The following is a 17,595-nucleotide window of genomic DNA, read 5'->3' on the forward strand; positions in this document are numbered from 1 at the left end:
GACCTCCGGTTAACCGGGGGTCCTTTCTTGCTGTTCTATGGAGGGCTTCCACTGTTTAAGCTGCTGCATGAGTTGTCCATGATTCTTCACGACAACCACCTTTCCTGGATAACCCGCGAGCGCGTCCTGAATCTGATATTTGCCTTTCCGCTGATAGGCGGCGCTCCACTGGAACATTTTAATGAACATGTTCCAGGTAGGGGTGTAGTGTGCCAGTTCAAGTCGCAGTCGCTGCTTGATAAACCTTGTGATGATCCGGCAGATTATCGTGGAATAGGACGGGTTCAGAAATACGATAAGGTCTGCACGGCGGAAGCTGGGGCTGACCCAATTCAGATGAGCGCCTTCGATAATCCAGCAATTGTTGTTGACGATGCTTAGCAATAACGCATCCCGGTCCGCTTCACTTCTGCGAATATCGTCCGGTTCGGCTCTTTCCCATACGACATTGTCGAGCTCATAATAAGGAAGGTTTAACTGAGCAGCCAGTGCTCTGGCCAGTGTCGTTTTACCGCTGCCGACGGAGCCGATAATATGGATCCGGTTTGGGATCATAACGTCCATAAGAGATCACCGCATTCATGAGAAATGATAGCTAATCACTTCGGTACAGGGGCGGTGATACCCTTTGACCACTCAGGCGTTCATGTTAATCCTCGTAGATTTTTTAAGGGGAGTGGATTCTTCTTACAGGAAAATAGGGTCTGATCACGAAATAATGGTAAATTATTTTTTTATAAAAATTTGATGGGTTTGTCGATTAGGAGAAGCTCTGTTCGTTAATGAAGCATAACACGGAAATTTTGAGTATAAGCAGGGATAACCAGGGAGGTATAAAGTGATGAGATTTATGATGATTGTTAAAGCAACCGAGGATTCCGAGGCGGGCGTGCTGCCAAGCGCAGAGCAATTGGATGCCATGATGAGGTACAACATGGAACTGGCCAGGGCGGGTGTGCTGCTTGCAGCAGATGGGCTGCATCCTAGCGCAGGCGCCATCCGGATTTCTTATCCGGAGCCCGGGGGCAAGCCGAAAATCACGGACGGTCCCTTTACGGAAGCGAAGGAGCTGATCGCGGGGTATACCTTGATTGAGGTGAAGTCGAGGGAAGAGGCGATCGAATGGGCCAAGCGGATGCCCGATCCGCATGGTTTCGGTGCTGGGCAGATTGAGCTCCGTCAGGTGTTTGAACCGACCGAGCTGACGCAGGACCCGGATGCACAGGCGAAGCAATATGAAATGCGTGAGCACATCCAGAGGCAGAATTCCTAATGTCGGCGGCCGATACCCATGCTGCGATTGACGCCATCTGGAGAATCGAATCTTCCAAAATCATAGCCTACCTGACCCGGATGGTGCGTGATATCGGCCTTGCCGAGGATTTGGCTCAGGACGCACTGATCGCTGCGCTAGAGCGCTGGCCGCAAGACGGTATACCGGACAATCCCGGCGGATGGCTTATGACTGCTGCGAAGCGCAAAGCGCTGGACCTGCTGCGCCGAAATAAAGTACGCGATCAGAAATATGAGCAGTTGGGACGCGACATGGATTCCCAGATCGATTCGGAATTTGAAGTGCCGGAGGAGGGTGAAGTAAGCGACGACATTCTGCGGCTGATCTTCATGACCTGCCATCCGGTTCTCTCCCCTGAAGCGCGTGTAGCCCTGACGTTGCGTTTGCTCGGCGGATTAACGACAGCGGAGATTGCCCACGCCTATCTTGTGCCTGAACCGACAATTGCACAGCGAATCGTCCGTGCCAAACGCACGCTGTCGGCAACCCGGGTGGCATTCGAGATTCCGCAGGGAGCCGAGCTTAAACCTAGGTTATCATCCGTCCTTGAAGTCATCTATCTGATGTTTAATGAGGGATATGCCGCATCATCTGGCAGCCAGTGGATTCGTCCGCTGCTCTGTCAGGAAGCGCTTCGGATCGGGAGAGTGCTGGCGGAGATCGTGCCAACAGAGGCCGAGGTGCACGGATTAGTTGCGTTAATGGAATTCCAATCCTCTAGGTTCAAATCTCGGGTCAATGCGCAGGGAGATCCTGTCCTGCTAATGGATCAGAACCGGGCCTTGTGGGATTATATATTGATTCGCCGAGGCTTTGCCGCCCTGGATCGGATCGAGCGGTTGGGCGGAATGACGGGACCTTACGCCATCCAGGCTGCCATTTCCGCGTGTCATGCCGGAGCGCCGAGTGCAGCAGAGACCGACTGGATTCGAATCTCCGCGCTATATGAGGCGTTAGCTCAGGTTTCTCCTTCCCCGATCGTGGAATTGAACCGGGCGGTTGCTCTTTCCATGGCTTTCGGGCCGGAAATCGGACTTGAAATCGTAGATGTTCTGCAAAGCGAGCCTGCCCTAAAGGGGTATCATCTTCTCCCAAGTGTAAGGGGTGACATGCTCTTTAAGCTGGGACGTATGGATGAAGCTTGCGCGGAATTCAAGCTGGCGGCATCGCTGACGGATAACTCGAAGGAACGTGCTCTGCTGCTAAACCGTGCGGCAGAATGCCTGTCAACGGAGCCTTAAGACATGCGGAAGAAAAAATCTAAAAATTTTTAAAAAAAATATGAAATAGTGTCGATTAGGCCAAACCTCATTCGTCATTTAGGTATAAAACAAAAAAACGAATTGAGAGGAAGATGAACATGCAAGCACAAATGGTACCTTTTATTATTTCGGAGGATGCAAGAGGACAGGCGGATTTTTACATTCAGGCGCTGGGTGGAGAGATCGATGTATTGACCACATTCAAAGACATGCCAGGGATACCCGAAGCCCATCAAGATAAGATTATGCACATGTCGTTAACGCTGGCTGGCGGTAATAAGCTTATCCTCACTGATGCTTTTCAGGATACCGCCAAGAGCTCAAGCATGGGTCTGGCCATCACGTTCGCTCACGAAGAAGACGCCCGCGCTGCTTATCGCCATCTCAGTGATGGGGGTACCGAGAAATATCCGTTTGCCCTGCAGCCTTGGGGAGCCTATTACGGAGAAGTGATAGACCGATACGGAATGACCTGGCAGATGGTTCATCGGGGCTGAGCTGAAAAAATACTATATTATGATATAGAGGGAGCAGATAAAATGAATCAAGAAGTAACAGATTACATTGCAGCCATTAGTGATGCCTGGAAGGTGGAAGTCAGCGAGCAGCTGCGCAAACTGGTACACGAGACGATTCCTGACGTGACAGAAAGGATTCAATATAAAAAGCCCCATTTTTTGAAAAACGGAAAATATGCAGCCGTGATCAGTGTCGCCAAGAGCGCCGTCAGCTTTACGATATTTCATGCGGATGGCCTGGACTTTCCTGAAGAGTTGTTCGAAGGGCCGCCTGAACGAAAAACCATCAAAATCTCATCAGGGCAGCAGGTTGATTATAATATGCTCGGCTCCCTGCTGAAGCAGGCATCCGAGGGGCTGTAAGTCATATGTAGAGGGAGCGCTCATAACTGGTGTTTCGGGCGTCCCTGATATCATAGCCGCGATCCTGCCAGGATCGCGGTGTTCTTGTATGTTATTTCTTGGTGCCGTGCTGTTTGGTCGGCAGTTTGTCGCTGGGTGTGCCTTTGCCGTTATTTTTGTTGCGGCGGGCTTTCTCCGCATTCTCATTCATTTTTTCCACAAAATCATGTGTACTTTCCATAGAACATAAGCTCCTTTCGCTTAAGGGGATGGGTTTGCTTGATCGTGCTTAATATAACCATTTCGTCTGTATAGTATTTGGATCACTTCAGGACAGAAGGGAATGGCGGAACTTACTTGGGGGTGATCGAATGTCAAAAAGGTTCCTGTATATCATGTTGGTGGGCATGATTGCGGTGCTTGGAATGGGTGGATGCAGCAAATCGAACGAAGATGCCGAGTCTTTGGATCAAAGTCTGTATTCCGTTAAGGAACTGCTAAAGCTGGACCCACCGGAGGTGAAGTCCATTCAGGTGATTTATGGGGACGGCACGCGAATCATATTGGACCATAAGAATGATATTGAACCCGTTATAGAGAGGTTGGAGCCCATCCAAGCTAAACGGATTACAGGTAAAGAAGAATCGAGTCCGCCGGGTTTTCTGTTCTTTATGAATGTTGTGCAAGGAGAGCAGGTGGTTCGTGTAGCGAGTGAGTTTAAGGTGAATAGGCAATTATATGTAATGGAGGGTCCTGAGCTGAATGAACTGAACGATTACATGATCAAGATAGGGCGCGCCCACAACCCTGAATTGCTGCCGGGATATACGGTAAGTGAATAGCAGCAGCCTTGCAATATGCTATGTACATCCATGACGATTCGTGGAAATGAGAACGTAGCAGGAGCGACCTACCCCACAGAAAAAATACCCAGCCAGCAGGCAGATGCCCGGGCGGGGTATTTGTATTGGCAGCGTCCTGCACGCACTGCCAACAGTTCGATATGAACGGTGCAGGATCAAGCTTATGCCAGTTTACTTTGTATGACTGACCAAGAGCTCATATTTGTTCAGGGAAGCACCCAATATATTCTCATTTCGCCCCTGACCATGGGATTGGCGGAATGAATCGCTGGAAGTCCAGCGTTTGAAGCCTTCTTCATTTTCCCATACCGTGGAAATCTTCAGCTCCTCTGCCTCGGCGCCTTCTTTGGCTTCATGCCATACTTCCATTCGCACGAATCCTTCAATCTCCTGTACGCCTTTTGCTTCAGCGAATCGTTGGGCAATTTCTTTTCCAAAGCCCGGTTTAACCTTAATTGAGTTCGTAACCACTAGCATGCTTGATTCCTCCTTCGGTATTGACCGGAAAAGTCCGAGAAACATCCAGCCTATTGTCGTACGTCCATTATACATGAACGGCAGACCTGATTTCATCTTGGTAGCCTGGAGGAAGCAAGCCTCGTGCCGAAGCTGCTTATACGCTTAGGACGCAGGAGGACCTTCGGTCCGAAGTTCTGCGACAGGATCTGCAGCCACCGGAGCCAGTGGTTTAGGTTTGGCTCTTCCACTCCAGGACCAGTAGGTGCCTATACGCAGCAGCCGTTCGATGGGGCCGCTGCGGAACCTTTTCAGCCAGAGCAGGCTGATGGCTGCCAGTATGGCATAGATAAGGATCGCCAGCAGCGCTCCTTGCAGTACGCCGAGCTTACCGAAGAGACCCAGCCCAAATCCATAGAATATCAGTACGCATATAACGCTTTGTGACAGATAGTTGGTTAGTGACATCCGTCCAACAGCTTCAAAAGCCCGGATCAAAAGCGACTGTCTGGACGAGAAGGCGTATATGGAAGCGAACAAATGGAGATAGCCTAGCGCTAACAGCGGACCGCCAAGCATCATCAGGATACCACTCCAGCTATTGGAGTTACCCAACATGACGCCTGCCGTTTTCAAACCCAGTCCGACCGGAATAAGGAGCGACCATCTCAAGTACAACTTGATTTCCATGGAAGGATGGAGGAAGCGTCCGCGTTTTGCCGCCGCCATGCCAAACAGGAACATCGGTGCGTTCATCAACGGAATAATGATGACAACCAGCAATAACAGCCAATCTGGTAGATCGTAAGGTATGTCCCCGTTTAAACGGAACTGAAAGATCTCACTATAAGAGCCGCTGCTGTATACCTCGATGGATTGCTTTACTAATTTCTCCATTTTCTCTCCTTCTGCAGCCGAAGGCTCCAGCATACCGTATCCGAAAGCTGACACCAGCGCGAGCAGAAGGGTCCCCCATATGATGAGTGTTTTGGGCTTCCGCTTTACAAATAGCAGCAGGAAGAATCCTACGATTCCGTAGAACAGCAGAATATCGCCTTCCCATATGAAGGTCGAGTGCAGAAAACCAAGAAGGATCAGCAGAATGGACCTGCGGGTAAAGCTGCGTCCATACTTGAGTCCTTTGGCGGTCAAGCTTTCCCTCATTTTGACCATACTGTAGCCGAACAGGAATGTAAAAATCGGCATAAAGCTGGCCTCTACGAAAACTCTCAGCATATCATGGCTAACCCGGTCCAGGATGGATGGCTGGAAGTAGTGCAGTTCATCCTTACCAAACATGCCATATTGAAAAATCAGCATGTTGGCCATCAAGATGCCAAGCAAGCTCAAGCCGCGAATGGCATCAACCGTCGTCGAACGTTTATATGAATTCATATCGATCACCTCTGAAACCAAGTATAAAGTTCGAAATGAAATTACTCGGAAACGGCAACCTAACTTTTTCTTAACAGTTTTCTCATTTGTTTAACTCCTGTTAAGGTTGCTATGCTAGCATAAATATGGGTGAGGATAAATATGGAGCATACACGAATTTTAATTGTAGATGATGAACCTTCCATTGTGAAAATGCTGCAGATGGTGCTGCGCAAGGAAGGCTTTAACCGCATATACACAGCATCCAGTTGTCAGGAGGCGCTTAGCGAAATCGCTGCCCACGGAGCAGATTTTGTGCTGCTTGATGTCATGCTTCCGGATGGCACCGGATTTGATCTTTGTCCGCAAATCCGTTCCTATGGCAGTCCGCACATTCTGTTTTTGACGGCGAAGGCATCGGACCTGGATGTGCTGACCGGATTTGCAATGGGCGGGGACGATTATGTGACCAAGCCGTTTAACCCGCTGGAGATTGCCGCAAGAATCAAAGCGCGTCTGCGCCGAGGCGGCTTGGGCAGGACCATGGCGGCTGAGCATCGGCCAATCCAGCGTGCATGGGATTTCGGCCGGTTCAAGGTGGATGAAACTGCCGGTGAGCTTACCGTGCTGGGCGAGCCTGTGCCTTGCCCGGCCCAGGTGTTTCAGCTTTTGTTGTATTTTTGCAAGCATCCCGGGGTAGTATTCTCCAAATCACAGCTGTACGAGGCCGTGTGGGGCATCGATGGCATGGGCGAGGATAATACCGTGATGGTGCATATCCGCCGCATCCGCGAGCGTATTGAGGAAGACCCGAGTAACCCGCAGTATTTGCTGACGGTCCGGGGGCTTGGTTACAAGCTGATGAAGGAGAAAGGGCGATGAGGCTGCGCAGAAGATTGGCCTTTCATTTTACATATCAACTGATTGCATTCTCGGCGTTTATGTTTTGCTTTCTCATTGTGCTCTTATTCTTCTTGATCAGGCATATAAACAATGATGAGCTTGAGCGCAATTTTCCGACAGGTGTTCTGGACGGGATCGTAATGGAGACCGTGACGGAGGATGGCAAGGTGCTGCTGGGGGAGCATTGGAAGTTTCTGCTGCGGGAGAAGAATATGTGGCTCCAGGTGGTGAATATGGAGGGAAAAGTTATTCACGCCACCAACACATCTGCAAATATTCCTTCCGAGTATTCGGTGAACATTTTACTTGAAATAAAGGAGAATCGACGTCTCGGCAAGTATACGGTGGATTGGCAAATGGAACTGTTTTACGAAGAGCCGTTGCTGTACCTGATGGGTCGCATTGATGAAAGCTCGGATCATCTTCGGGAGTGGTATGCTGAATTCCAACAAAACGGCAGAGTAAGGCAGGGGTCTGAAGAGGAACTTCATAATGAGTTAGCAAAGCTTGGCGGCTATTTGCATGTCATTGACCGGGAGGGGCGTGTTGTCCAAACGGTGGGATCAGGTGCAGAGACGAAAGCAAGCTATCACCCGCTGGAGATTATGGCTATGCAGGAGCAGCCCGGCACATATGCAACACATATCGCGGTTTACCGGGATGCGGACAGCGGCAACACATGGATCTACCATACGCCGCAAGACGGTGCTCTGGGGAAGAGACCGATGATGAATGATCTGATCCGCGTGGCGCTATGGACAATGATCTGTGTACTGCTGCTGTCGCTCGGAGTCGCCATCTGGCATGGATACAGGTACAGCCGTCCCTTGTTGCTGTTTACCGGATGGTTTGAGCGAATGGGGAGAGGAGCTTATGAGGAAGTCCTTACCCCCAAAGACCGGAAGCGGGTGTTCCGCAGGAACGGGAAGCTGCGCACGCGCTTCAAGCTGTACAAGGAAGTCATCCATTCATTTTACAAAATGGCCGAGCAGCTTGCCGAAACCGAACGGGAGCGGGAGCGGCTCGACCGTAATCGGGAGGAATGGATGTCCGGGATTTCGCATGATTTGCGTACACCATTATCCTCCATCCAGGGTTATGGGTATATGCTCGAGAGCGCACCTCAGGATTGGAGTCAGGAAGAGCTGCGGGAGATGGGCACCGTGATCCGGGAAAAAGGTGATTACATGCTGGAGCTGATCAACGACTTCTCCCTTGTGTTTCAACTCAAGAATGAAATTCGGCCGCAGGAGCTGGCCCGGCTGGATTTGAATGAGCTCGTTCGTCGCTGTGTATTGAAATATGTTAACGATGCCACGGTAGATGCATATTTCGTTTATGTTGGCAGTGAGGCAGCAATGATGGTAGACGGCAACGCCAAATGGCTTCAGCGGCTGATGGATAACCTGCTTACGAATGCCGTGAAGCATAATCCGCAAGGCGTTCACATTGAAGTACGGGTAGAGAGACATTCCGTAGGGGCAGCGATTTTGGTCACCGATCAGGGCGTGGGAATGGACGAGGAGACACGCGGTAATCTGTTTGAACGTTATTACCGGGGGACGAATACCGAAGAGAGCATGGATGGCTCAGGGCTTGGGATGAGCATTGCCAAGGCGATTGTTGAAGCGCATGGGGGCCGGGTAAGCGTGTGGTCTGAAGTGGGCAGGGGAACCACCATCACCATTTTGCTTCCTGAGGCAATAAGAGACGTAAATTAATAAGTTAGCTGAAAGATTCCTCCCGGTCACTTGACTTCTAAGTCAGGAGGATTATAATTCATACAACAAATGAAACGAAATGAATGAAAAGGTTAATATATTCACATAATCAAATCTTGATGTATATGCCGGGGGATAAGGCCCGGGCGTTTCTACCAGGTTACCGTAAATGACTTGACTACATGAAGGTTGAGATTCCCCCCTACCCAGCCCAGCTTCGTACCTATGAAGCCGGGCCTTCAGGATCATCTTGATTGGAAATTTCGCAGGTTTTAACGATTGAGGTGATGTGCAGACTAGGTAGCATAGATTGCTGCTGCATGGGACATCTCTTTCCTTTATGGATATAAGTACTGGTAACCCGGGCAGATTCGCTGTCCGGGTTGTTTGGCGTGTTATCAAGCGATCGATTATGTATTTACCGTTCATTACACAAAACTAGGGGAGCGTGCAATCATCATGAGTTCAATCCAAAGACAGAAACGATACGAGGTCAGCCGTCAGCTGGGGAAGGTTGCGCTGGGAGAAGAGTCTGCCGATCTGGTCATTAAGAATGGCACGCTGGTGAACGTATTTACAGGCGAGCTTCAAGAGCATATAGACGTGGCGATGGCGTACGGGCGCATCGCTTATATCGGCAATGCGGATCATACGATCGGGGAGGCGACACGGGTCATTGAAGCGAATGGCCGTTATATTACGCCGGGTCTGCTGGATGGTCATATGCATGTGGAGAGCACGATGCTGACGGTGACCGAGTTTGCCAAAGCGGCCATTGTTAGCGGGACGACCGGGGTCTACATGGATCCCCATGAAATAGCTAACGTATTTGGCATGGAGGGTGTGCGCTGGATGCACGAAGAAGGGCAGCAGCTGCCAATGAAGGTGTTCACCACGATTCCTTCGTGTGTGCCGGCAACGTTTGATTTGGAGGATGCGGGAGCACAGCTGGGTGTAGCAGACATAGAGGAAGGGCTGACATGGGAAGGTGTTGCCGGTCTTGGCGAAGTGATGAACTTCCCGGGCGTTGTATACGGTGACCCGACCATGAGCGGAGAGATCGAAGCCACGCTGCGCTCAGGCAAGGCGGTGACAGGACATTTTCCGGCAGAGGATGATCGGATGCTTCAGGCCTATATGGCAACGGGCGTAAACTCCGACCATGAGACGGTAACCAGAGAGCAGGCATTGGAGAAAGTTCGCCTTGGCATGCACCTGATGATCCGCGAGGGCTCGGCTTGGCAGGATGTGAAGGAAGTTGTTAAGGTCATTACGGAAGATAAGGTGCGGACAGACAATATGTCTCTGGTTACAGATGATGTGTACCCGCAGACGCTATTGAGACTTGGGCATATGAACCATGTGGTTCGCCGTGCAATGGAGGAAGGCGTAGACCCGGTTACGGCCATTCAGCTGGGAACGATCAATGTTGCTCGCTATTTCGGGATGGACATGGAGGTTGGCAGCATTTCACCAGGCAAGACAGCTGATATACTGCTGATTGATGAGTTGAAGAGCATGGTACCTTCCGTTGTGATCACGGATGGCGAAGTGGTAGCAGAGAACGGCAAACTTGTGAAGGAATTCCCGGTCTATCAGTACCCGGAGCAAGCTTTTAACTCGGTCCGGCTACAGCGCCCACTTACTGCGGATGATTTCCTGCTGCGCAGCAAATTCGATGCAGCACGCACGGAAGTGAATGTGGTGCGTGTCATCGAGAACAGCGCCCGTACTGCCAAAATGACGGCGGTGCTCTCCGTGCAGCAAGGAGTGATCCAGCCAGACCTGGATCAGGACGTGGTTCAACTGGCATGCATTGAGCGTCACGGCATCTCAGGACAAATCTCGCTTGGTTTTGCGAGCGGCTTCGGGCTGAAGTCCGGCGCGGTGGCGTCCACTGTAGCACATGACAGCCACAATCTGCTTGTGATGGGTACGAATGCCGAGGATATGGCCCTGGCAGCGAATGAGCTGGCAGCATGCGGAGGCGGCATGATCGTGGTTCGTGACGGCAAGGTGCTGGCGAAGGTGGCAATGCCGATTGCTGGTTTGCTGGCAGACCGTCCGGTGGAGACCGTAGCGGAGGAAGTCGCTGCCCTGGAGGAAGCATGGAAGGAGCTTGGATGCTACATCCATGCGCCGTTTATGACCTTCTCCCTCATCGCGCTGCCGGTGATCCCGGAAATCCGCATTACCAATCGCGGCATCGCAGATGTGACAGAATTCAAGCTCATCGAGACAGAGATTGGTGCAGTTCAGTAAGTTACGGATAAAATGACGAGATATAACGAAGCAGGTTGCCTTCATGGCAGCCTGCTTTTTTTGCGTTAGACAGACCCTGCTGCAACCTATAACAAGGGACTGGTAAACGCCTGTTTTTTCGTTAAAATGCCCCTTAACATAGCTTCAAATTTAACTTAGTGATTTTCGTCACAAATTTATAACTTTTAAACCGATTTCATTCATTATAATGTGATCTTTATCACAATGCTTTGCACCGCGGTTTGCGACAATACAAAAAGAATAAAATTTGAAGTGATTATGTGAGCTAAGGGAAGGGGTATCTGTTATGGATCCGGTTATGCTGGCGCGAATTCAATTCGCATCGACAACCATTTTTCACTTTATTTTCGTACCTTTGTCCATCGGGTTGGCGTTTCTGATTGCCATCATGGAGACAATGTATGTTGTCAAAGGCCAGGAAGTCTATAAGAAAATGGCCAAGTTCTGGGGTAAGCTGTTCCTGATTAACTTTGCAGTTGGGGTTGTGACAGGCATTCTGCAGGAATTCCAGTTCGGCATGAACTGGTCGGACTACTCACGCTTTGTCGGGGACGTGTTTGGTGCACCGCTTGCCATCGAAGCCTTGCTGGCGTTTTTCCTCGAGTCGACGTTTATCGGGCTGTGGATATTCGGTTGGGACCGTTTATCGAAGAAGGTCCATCTGCTCAGCATTTGGCTGGTATCCTTCGGTACCCTGATGTCCGCCTTCTGGATTTTGGCAGCGAACTCGTTCATGCAGCGTCCCGTCGGATTTGAAATGAACAATGGGCGCGCCGAGATGAATGATTTCTTCGCATTGATCACGAACGGTCAGCTGCTGGTAGAGTTCCCGCATACCATCTTCGGTGCATTGGCTACGGGTGCCTTCGTGGTTGCCGGGATTAGTGCTTACAAGCTAATGAAGAAGCAAGACCTTGATTTCTTTAAAAAATCATTCCATATCGCCATCGTAATTGGCCTTATTACCTCCATTCTGGTTGCTGTATTTGGTCACCAACAGGCACAGTATCTGGTGGATACACAGCCGATGAAGATGGCCGCTGCAGAAAGCTTATGGGAAACAAGTGACGATCCTGCGCCTTGGACGGTCTTTGCATCCATCGATCCGGATAAGCAGGAGAATAAGATGGAGTTAAAAATTCCGTATTTGCTCAGCTTCTTGTCTTACAGTAAATTCTCCGGCGAAGTCATCGGGATGAAAGAGCTGCAAGCGCAGTACGAACAGCAATATGGACCTGGGGATTATATCCCTCCTGTGCGCACTACATTCTGGAGCTTCCGGATCATGGTTGCCGCTGGCAGCATGATGATTCTGCTCGGGTTGTACGGAGCGTGGCTGATGCTGCGCAAGAAGGTCGAACAGGCTGGAAAGTGGTTCTTTAAACTGCTGCTCTTTGGTATTTCGCTTCCATTCATTGCAAACACATCGGGATGGATCATGACAGAGATTGGGCGGCAGCCGTGGACGGTCTTCGGGCTGATCACCACGGAGAACAGTATTTCACCAAACGTAAGTGCAGGCTCGATCTTGTTCTCGCTTATTATGTTCACCGCCATTTATGCGGCGCTGGCTGCTGTCATGGCATATCTGTTCATCAAGGTTATTAAGAAAGGACCGTATGCGGCGGAGGAAGAGGATCACCACGCAAACGATCCGTTTAACAAGGAGGGCTACAATGCTGTCTCTTAACGAACTGTGGTTTGTGCTCGTTGCCGTATTGTTTATCGGATTCTTTTTCCTGGAGGGCTTCGATTTTGGAGTCGGTATGTCCACGCAGCTGTTGGCCAAAAGTGATACCCAGCGCCGGGTGATGATCAATTCGATCGGTCCGTTCTGGGATGCGAACGAGGTCTGGCTGTTGACGGCGGGCGGCGCAATGTTCGCAGCCTTCCCGAACTGGTATGCTACGCTGTTCAGCGGATTCTACATCCCGCTCGTCTTCCTGCTGCTGGCCTTGATCGGTCGTGGAGTGGCCTTTGAATTCCGCGGCAAGGTGAACGATGTCCGCTGGAGACGGGTGTGGGATGGTGCGATCTTCTTCGGCAGCGTGCTTCCGCCATTTCTGCTCGGCGTTGTATTCGCCTGCTTGATTCAGGGACTTCCGATTAACGAAGAGATGCAGATGCAAGCTGGTTTCTTTGATGTCGTGAATGTCTATACTGTGGTTGGCGGGCTCACAATGGTTATGCTCTGTCTGCTGCATGGTTTAATGTTCACAACACTGCGCACGGTAGGTGATCTTCAAGAGCGGGCTCGTCATATGGCCCGTAAGCTATTGCTTCCTGTTGCGGCTCTGTTCGTAGTATTCGGGGCTATGACGTATTTCATGACCGATATCTTTGAGAAGCGGGGCGTGGTGTTAACCGTACTGCTGGTGCTGGCTCTGCTCGCATTCCTGCTGGGCGGATACTTCATGAACATCAAGCGGGACGGCTGGGCTTTTGGAATGACTGGTTCAGTCATCGCCCTTTTGGTAACATCGGTATTTGTAGGGTTGTTCCCGCGCGTAATGGTCAGCTCGATCAGTTCGGCATTTGACCTGACGATTTATAATGCGGCTTCTGGACCGTATTCGCTCAAAATTATGACGATTGTGGCGGTAAGCTTGCTGCCATTCGTACTGGGTTATCAAATTTGGAGCTACTTCGTTTTCCATAAACGGGTACATGAGAAGGAGCATCTGGAATACTAATGGGAAAAGATCTGCTGGGATACAAAGGCGCCAAGACGGTATTTCTCCTTGTCGCCGTATGTACCCTGGCACAGAGCATGGCCATCCTCCTGCAAGCCAAATGGCTGGCGGAAGCCATATCGGCCCTGTTTGCGGGATCAACGCTGCAGGAGCAGGGGGACACCATTGCCTTGTTCCTGCTTGCGTTTCTGGCACGTCACGGCATCTCCGCCTGTCAGCAAGGAATCGCGCAGCGCTTTGCCGAGGAGACGGGCACGAGCCTGAGAAAGCAGCTGCTGGATGAGCTGTTTCAAAACGGGCCTGCCTTCGTTCGGACAGAAGGAACAGGTAATGTGGTTACGCTTGTGCTGGAGGGCATCGGCAAATTTCGCAAATATGTGGAGCTTACGATACCGCGCATGATGGGAGCAGGCATTACTCCTGCGCTGGTATGGCTGTATGTGTTCATGACAGACCGGATTTCGGGTATCATCCTGCTGGTGACCATGCCGATCTTGATCGTATTTCTTATTCTGGTTGGGCTTGCTGCTAGAAAGCAAACCGAACGGCAGCTGGATTCCTACAAGATGCTGTCCAATCATTTTGTGGATTCGCTGAGAGGCCTGACTACGCTAAAGTTTCTTGGGCAGAGCCGCCAGCACAGCAGAAGTATACAGCAAGTCAGTGAGGGGTACCGCGCAGCCACCATGCGAACACTGCGCGTAGCCTTTCTGTCATCCTTCGCGCTGGATTTCTTCACGATGCTGTCCGTGGCATCCGTTGCTGTAAATTTGGGTTTACGCCTCATTAACGGCAGCCTGGAGCTGCTGCCTGCACTGCTTATACTGATTCTGGCCCCGGAGTATTTTCTGCCGGTACGGATGGTCGGAGCGGACTTTCATGCTACGCTGGACGGCAAACAGGCAGGGGAAGCGATGCAATCCATGATTCGGGAAGCCTCGAAGTCACAAACAGACCTAACATTTAAAATTGAAGATAATTTGCCCGCTTCCTCCCAAACGAAGCCGCATTTCCAATGGGATAACGACAGCGTACTGAAGCTGTCCGGGATTGGTCTCAGGCACGAAGAGCAGGGACCTGCCTCTTTGGAAGATGTCAGCTTCCGGATACAGGGCCGGGGCAAGATTGGCATCGTTGGGGAGAGTGGAGCCGGCAAAACAACGCTGATCGAGCTGTTAGGCGGATTTATGGCGCCAACATCCGGTGTGATGGAGCTAGGCGGCGTGAAGCTTGATGAATCGAACCGACAGGAGTGGCGGACGCAGGTGACTTATATGCCGCAGCAGCCATATCTGTTCGGGGCCTCATTGGAGGACAATGTGCGCTTCTATGCACCTGAGGCATCGAGGACGCAAGTAGAGGCAGCGGTAAAGGCGGCGGGTCTGTCGGAACTGGTAGAGCATTTGCCGGGCGGACTTGCGGAGATGATCGGCGGCGGTGGCCGCGCATTAAGCGGCGGTCAGGCGCAGCGTGTAGCCTTGGCGAGAGCGCTGCTCGGTGGCCGCAAGGTACTGCTGCTAGATGAGCCGACGGCGCATCTGGATATTGAGACAGAGTATGAGCTGAAAGAGACGATGCTTTCCCTTTTTCAGGACAAATGGGTGTTCCTGGCGACACACAGACTTCACTGGATGCAGGATATGGATTATATCCTTGTTCTGCATCAGGGGCGGATCGCGGAAACGGGAACTCATGAGGAGCTTATGGCTCGACAGGGTGTTTATTACGGATTGATCACATCGCAAATGGAGGGAGTACAATGAAGCAGGAATCGTGGTTTCGGCCTTACGTAACGGCAAACTTCTGGCGTTTTCTGCTCATTGTCATCCTGGGCGTGCTCACCATCCTGTTTGCCGGGATGCTGATGTTCACTTCCGGGTATTTGATCTCCAAATCTGCCCTGCGTCCAGAGAATATTCTGATGGTGTACGTGCCGACCGTTGGGGTCCGCACCTTTGGGATTGGACGTGCGGTAATCCATTACGTCGAGCGTTTGGTGGGTCATGATACGATTCTGCGCATCTTGTCCCATATGCGTCTGCGGCTGTACCGTATCCTAGAACCGCAGGCTCTCCGTCTATCCTCCCGCTATCGCACCGGGGACCTGCTGGGTGTGCTCTCCGATGATATCGAGTATTTGCAGGATGTTTATATTCGGACGGTCTTTCCATCCATCGTGGCGCTTGTGTTATACGCTGGTGTTATTCTGGCTGTCGGCCTCTTTGATCCAGCATTTGCCCTTCTGCTCGCGTTGTATATAGCGGTGCTCATTCTGGTCCTGCCGCTGATTTCCTTACTGCTCACCAAACGGAAGAATCGGGAGATGAAGCAGGCCCGCAGCAATCTGTATCAAAAGCTGACCGATGCGGTGCTGGGCATTCATGAATGGTATGTCAGCGGACGGCAGACGGAATTTCTGACCGGTTATGAGGGGGATGAAGCCGAAGTGGATCGGACGGACCGCTCACTCAAACGTTGGTCGCGTCTTCGCTTCTTTATCGCTCAGTGCGTAGTTGCCGTGACGGTGGTATCGATGGTGTATTGGTCGGGAAGGCAGTATGCGGATGGCTCAATCGATGTTACGCTAATCGCAGCCTTTGTACTGGTGGTCTTTCCGTTAATGGATGCATTCCTGCCTGTATCCGAAGCGGTAGAGCGGATTCCGCAGTACGGTCAATCGGTCGCAAGGCTTCAGGCGATAGAAAGCGCCGATGCTTCTGACAGGAAGACGAATCAAGGACAACTGTTGAGCAAGGATGAGATCGAATCGGTAAAGAGCAGTGGTATTCATGTGAAGGCGGACAGCGTCAGCTTCCGATATGACCAGGAAGCAGGCGGCGCACTTGTATCATCCGATCACAGTAGGGAAGGGTCCGTATTAACTGATATTTCGCTCAATATTCCGGCTGGAGCCAAGGTAGCCATCATAGGGCGCTCTGGTGCCGGCAAGTCTACGCTGCTGCAGCTTGTTCAAGGCGTGCTGACACCTTCAGAGGGAAGTCTCACCCTGGGCGGTGTGGAGTCTACAAGGTTTGGCGACGGAATTTCCTCTATAATTTCAGTATTGAATCAGAGCCCGCATATGTTCGATACAACGCTTGAGAACAATATCCGGCTCGGATCTCCGAATGCCACAGACGCAGAGATACGGGATGCCGTTGCCATGGCGCGTCTTGAACCATTGGTGGCTTCCCTTCCCGAAGGGCTCCGCACCCGCATGCAGGAAGCCGGACATCGTTTCTCCGGTGGAGAGCGTCAGCGTGTAGCCCTGGCCCGAATCCTGCTGCAGAAGACGCCTGTCGTCATTCTGGATGAGCCTACAGTCGGACTGGATCCCAAAACCGAACGGGAGCTGCTCTCCACCATGTTCGCCAGTCTGCAGGACCGGACTCTGATCTGGGTTACGCATCACCTGGTCGGTGTAGAGAATATGGATGAGATCATTTTTATGGAACACGGTCAAATCGTTATGCGCGGAACGCATGCTGAGCTGATGGAACGCTATCCGCGGTATCGTAACTTATACCGATTAGATCGCCCCGCCATATAGACTGCTATTAGCAATGGATGCCAAGAGAACTGCCCCTTTGGGCGGTTCTTTTTTTGTTTTTCCTAAACCTTTCTGAGCTTCCAATACGAAATAGAAGTCCTCCCGACATCCCCACTGAGATTTTTTTAGTCTTGGGCTGGGTAAAGGGTTAATACAACCTAAGGGCGGAGGATAAGCCGTGCGTATGATTTGACACCTATGCGAGTGCGTTATAAAAATGCGGGAGTACGGGATATCCAAAAAGGAGCGGCTCCTGCTCTTCGCCCTTATGGTTTTTTTCTTGGGCAGGTATGTGTCATAATAGGGGAGATGAATATTAAAGCGTTTTAGCTATGC

The 17,595-nt window shown here is 51.2% G+C and carries 16 protein-coding genes and 1 riboswitch; of the genes, 12 read left to right on the plus strand and 4 right to left on the minus strand.

Annotated elements, in window-relative coordinates; translation table 11 throughout:
- Positions 1-9: 9 nt before the first annotated feature.
- On the minus strand, positions 10-564 hold the full coding sequence (locus ABEQ74_RS09995; protein WP_430121973.1) for an AAA family ATPase: 555 nt from the start codon (positions 562-564) through the stop codon (positions 10-12).
- Between the two features lie 277 nt (positions 565-841).
- On the opposite strand from ABEQ74_RS09995, the gene ABEQ74_RS10000 reads away from it, so the two are divergent.
- From ABEQ74_RS10000 to ABEQ74_RS10015, 4 genes are all read left to right on the plus strand, one after another.
- Positions 842-1,273 carry a YciI family protein gene (locus ABEQ74_RS10000; RefSeq protein ID WP_054405307.1) on the plus strand — a complete coding sequence of 144 codons (432 nt, stop codon included), beginning with the start codon at positions 842-844 and terminating at the stop codon, positions 1,271-1,273.
- On the plus strand, positions 1,273-2,535 hold the full coding sequence (locus ABEQ74_RS10005; protein ID WP_430121975.1) for an RNA polymerase sigma factor: 1,263 nt from the start codon (positions 1,273-1,275) through the stop codon (positions 2,533-2,535). The genes ABEQ74_RS10000 and ABEQ74_RS10005 overlap by 1 nt, the downstream gene beginning before the upstream one ends.
- 119 nt (positions 2,536-2,654) lie before the next feature.
- A complete protein-coding gene (locus ABEQ74_RS10010) occupies positions 2,655-3,053 on the plus strand; it encodes a VOC family protein (protein WP_430121977.1) in 399 nt (132 codons plus the stop codon).
- 42 nt (positions 3,054-3,095) lie between these two features.
- Positions 3,096-3,437 carry a DUF1801 domain-containing protein gene (locus ABEQ74_RS10015; RefSeq protein ID WP_430121979.1) on the plus strand — a complete coding sequence of 114 codons (342 nt, stop codon included), beginning with the start codon at positions 3,096-3,098 and terminating at the stop codon, positions 3,435-3,437.
- A 91-nt stretch (positions 3,438-3,528) separates the two neighbouring features.
- Here the strand turns inward: ABEQ74_RS10015 and ABEQ74_RS10020 are convergent, their stop codons facing one another.
- Positions 3,529-3,657 (minus strand): DUF4023 family protein, encoded by a 129-nt coding sequence (locus ABEQ74_RS10020; protein ID WP_007128896.1) that lies wholly within the window; start codon positions 3,655-3,657, stop codon positions 3,529-3,531.
- Positions 3,658-3,787: 130 nt separating this feature from the next.
- Here ABEQ74_RS10020 and ABEQ74_RS10025 point away from each other — a divergent pair, with 130 nt between their 5' ends.
- Positions 3,788-4,258, plus strand: coding sequence for a hypothetical protein (locus tag ABEQ74_RS10025; protein ID WP_430121981.1), 471 nt, complete (start codon positions 3,788-3,790; stop codon positions 4,256-4,258).
- A 192-nt stretch (positions 4,259-4,450) separates the two neighbouring features.
- On the opposite strand, the gene ABEQ74_RS10030 is transcribed toward ABEQ74_RS10025, so the two are convergent.
- Positions 4,451-4,756, minus strand: a complete 306-nt coding sequence (locus tag ABEQ74_RS10030; RefSeq protein WP_053491040.1) for an antibiotic biosynthesis monooxygenase — start codon at positions 4,754-4,756, stop codon at positions 4,451-4,453.
- Between the two features lie 144 nt (positions 4,757-4,900).
- Complete coding sequence (locus ABEQ74_RS10035) at positions 4,901-6,130, minus strand: DUF418 domain-containing protein (protein ID WP_430121983.1); 1,230 nt, start codon at positions 6,128-6,130, stop codon at positions 4,901-4,903.
- Positions 6,131-6,271: 141 nt separating this feature from the next.
- On the opposite strand from ABEQ74_RS10035, the gene ABEQ74_RS10040 reads away from it, so the two are divergent.
- The 7 genes from ABEQ74_RS10040 (at position 6,272) to cydC (ending at position 17,259) form a co-directional block, all read left to right on the plus strand.
- Positions 6,272-6,991, plus strand: coding sequence for a response regulator transcription factor (locus ABEQ74_RS10040; protein WP_430121985.1), 720 nt, complete (start codon positions 6,272-6,274; stop codon positions 6,989-6,991).
- Positions 6,988-8,733 (plus strand): sensor histidine kinase, encoded by a 1,746-nt coding sequence (locus tag ABEQ74_RS10045; protein WP_430121987.1) that lies wholly within the window; start codon positions 6,988-6,990, stop codon positions 8,731-8,733. Before ABEQ74_RS10040 ends, ABEQ74_RS10045 begins: the two co-directional genes overlap by 4 nt.
- A 99-nt stretch (positions 8,734-8,832) precedes the next feature.
- A riboswitch (purine riboswitch) is annotated at positions 8,833-8,934 on the plus strand.
- A gap of 258 nt (positions 8,935-9,192) precedes the next feature.
- Positions 9,193-10,995, plus strand: coding sequence for an adenine deaminase (ade, locus tag ABEQ74_RS10050; protein WP_430121989.1), 1,803 nt, complete (start codon positions 9,193-9,195; stop codon positions 10,993-10,995).
- Positions 10,996-11,302: 307 nt separating this feature from the next.
- Entirely contained in the window at positions 11,303-12,706 is a 1,404-nt protein-coding gene (locus ABEQ74_RS10055) for a cytochrome ubiquinol oxidase subunit I (protein ID WP_430121990.1), read from the plus strand.
- Positions 12,693-13,709: a cytochrome d ubiquinol oxidase subunit II gene (gene cydB / locus ABEQ74_RS10060; RefSeq protein WP_430121992.1), complete on the plus strand. Its 1,017-nt coding sequence runs from the start codon at positions 12,693-12,695 to the stop codon at positions 13,707-13,709. The genes ABEQ74_RS10055 and cydB overlap by 14 nt, the downstream gene beginning before the upstream one ends.
- A complete protein-coding gene (cydD, locus tag ABEQ74_RS10065) occupies positions 13,709-15,472 on the plus strand; it encodes a thiol reductant ABC exporter subunit CydD (RefSeq protein ID WP_430121994.1) in 1,764 nt (587 codons plus the stop codon). The genes cydB and cydD overlap by 1 nt, the downstream gene beginning before the upstream one ends.
- Positions 15,469-17,259, plus strand: coding sequence for a thiol reductant ABC exporter subunit CydC (gene cydC / locus ABEQ74_RS10070; protein ID WP_430121996.1), 1,791 nt, complete (start codon positions 15,469-15,471; stop codon positions 17,257-17,259). The genes cydD and cydC overlap by 4 nt, the downstream gene beginning before the upstream one ends.
- Positions 17,260-17,595: the final 336 nt, after the last annotated feature.

This window comes from Paenibacillus solani (assembly GCF_050475945.1).
Taxonomy (GTDB): Bacteria; Bacillota; Bacilli; order Paenibacillales; family Paenibacillaceae; genus Paenibacillus_AQ; species Paenibacillus_AQ solani_A.

Bases quoted from the DNA above. Each gene is read 5' to 3' on its own strand.
- ABEQ74_RS09995 (WP_430121973.1), bottom strand. From the start codon at position 564: ATGGACGTTATGATCCCAAACCGGATCCATATTATCGGCTCCGTCGGC.
- ABEQ74_RS10000 (WP_054405307.1), top strand. From the start codon at position 842: ATGAGATTTATGATGATTGTTAAAGCAACCGAGGATTCCGAGGCGGGC.
- ABEQ74_RS10005 (WP_430121975.1), top strand. From the start codon at position 1,273: ATGTCGGCGGCCGATACCCATGCTGCGATTGACGCCATCTGGAGAATC.
- ABEQ74_RS10010 (WP_430121977.1), top strand. From the start codon at position 2,655: ATGCAAGCACAAATGGTACCTTTTATTATTTCGGAGGATGCAAGAGGA.
- ABEQ74_RS10015 (WP_430121979.1), top strand. From the start codon at position 3,096: ATGAATCAAGAAGTAACAGATTACATTGCAGCCATTAGTGATGCCTGG.
- ABEQ74_RS10020 (WP_007128896.1), bottom strand. From the start codon at position 3,657: ATGGAAAGTACACATGATTTTGTGGAAAAAATGAATGAGAATGCGGAG.
- ABEQ74_RS10025 (WP_430121981.1), top strand. From the start codon at position 3,788: ATGTCAAAAAGGTTCCTGTATATCATGTTGGTGGGCATGATTGCGGTG.
- ABEQ74_RS10030 (WP_053491040.1), bottom strand. From the start codon at position 4,756: ATGCTAGTGGTTACGAACTCAATTAAGGTTAAACCGGGCTTTGGAAAA.
- ABEQ74_RS10035 (WP_430121983.1), bottom strand. From the start codon at position 6,130: ATGAATTCATATAAACGTTCGACGACGGTTGATGCCATTCGCGGCTTG.
- ABEQ74_RS10040 (WP_430121985.1), top strand. From the start codon at position 6,272: ATGGAGCATACACGAATTTTAATTGTAGATGATGAACCTTCCATTGTG.
- ABEQ74_RS10045 (WP_430121987.1), top strand. From the start codon at position 6,988: ATGAGGCTGCGCAGAAGATTGGCCTTTCATTTTACATATCAACTGATT.
- ade (WP_430121989.1), top strand. From the start codon at position 9,193: ATGAGTTCAATCCAAAGACAGAAACGATACGAGGTCAGCCGTCAGCTG.
- ABEQ74_RS10055 (WP_430121990.1), top strand. From the start codon at position 11,303: ATGGATCCGGTTATGCTGGCGCGAATTCAATTCGCATCGACAACCATT.
- cydB (WP_430121992.1), top strand. From the start codon at position 12,693: ATGCTGTCTCTTAACGAACTGTGGTTTGTGCTCGTTGCCGTATTGTTT.
- cydD (WP_430121994.1), top strand. From the start codon at position 13,709: ATGGGAAAAGATCTGCTGGGATACAAAGGCGCCAAGACGGTATTTCTC.
- cydC (WP_430121996.1), top strand. From the start codon at position 15,469: ATGAAGCAGGAATCGTGGTTTCGGCCTTACGTAACGGCAAACTTCTGG.